At 68.0% G+C, this 1,076-nt stretch carries 2 protein-coding genes; both read left to right on the forward strand.

The features are described 5' to 3' along the window. Nucleotides 1-401: hypothetical protein (locus tag KY501_RS52830; protein WP_224373251.1), on the forward strand; the 401-nt coding region annotated here is incomplete at its 5' end. After that, nucleotides 398-1,076: hypothetical protein (locus KY501_RS52835; RefSeq protein ID WP_224373252.1), on the forward strand; the 679-nt coding region annotated here is incomplete at its 3' end. The genes KY501_RS52830 and KY501_RS52835, both read left to right, overlap by 4 nt.

Here is a 1,076-nt window from a genome sequence, read left to right on the forward strand (position 1 = left end):
AGGGAATGAGCCTGAGCACCCCCTACGAGGGCGCCTCCCTGGAGATCTGCGCGGAGCTCGGGCAGAGCCTCACAGGGACAGGAACCCTCCGGGTTTGGACCTGGTACCCCTGGAACCGCTCTGACGTGAGCACCTCCAAGGCGCTCGACGTGTCCGTGGCGGAGGCCTTCACCACCAACGCCTGCAGCTACACGACGCTTGGTGATGGAGGCGTGGCAAGTGGAGTGGGCGCTGGCGATGGTGGAACGAACCTCCGTTACCCCTGCCGCTGCATCCACTGGTGGGACTGGAAGGTGGGTGGCTACAGCTCCCGCCGCATCGCCGTCGAGGCTGTGGACGTCGGCGTGAGCGGCGGCACCCAGTTGGAGGTTCGTCTCGTGGGGCTGGAGACACTGCGATGAGCCGCTCACGCACACTGGCCCCTGTGCTTCTGGTGGCTCTCTCGAGCCTGGCCCATGCCCAGTTTGTGGCGCCCCCTCGTGCCACCTCGAGCTCGGCGCCCACGGGCCTCCCGACGTACTTGGGCGCGACGACCGGGCCAATGACGCTCTACGTCTCGACGTCGGGCAACGACAGTTTCGAGTGCACCAGCTGGGCCCGCGCCTGCGCGACGATCCAGAGCGCGGTGGACAGGGTGCCCAAGCGCCTGCGGCACCCCGTCACAATCAACGTGAGCACTGGCACCTTCTCTGCCGGCGCCTGGCTCTCTGGCTTCCTCCCAGACACGCCCGCCGACGCCTCACAGGGATCCTACCTCATCGTCTCAGGGAGTCTGACACCAGCGACGTTGGCGAGCGGCAGCGCAACCGGAACCCTCACTGCGGTGTCCGCCGGCAGCGGAGCCACGTGGGCCACCCTCACGGACTTGGGCCAGTCGTGGAGCGCCGGGGCCCTGCGCGGCAAGTTCATCGAGATCACCTCCGGCGCTGGGGCAGGCATCGTCAAGCCCATCTCCGACAACACCGCGACAGTCCTCACCCTCCCCGGCGTCGTCACCGGCCAGGCGCCCACTGTCGGCGCCTCGTATGCAATCCGGGAGGTCGGGACGACGATCAACGGCATGCTGTCCATGGCCC

It is taken from the genome of Hyalangium versicolor (assembly GCF_020103695.1).
Taxonomy (GTDB): domain Bacteria; phylum Myxococcota; class Myxococcia; order Myxococcales; family Myxococcaceae; genus Hyalangium; species Hyalangium versicolor.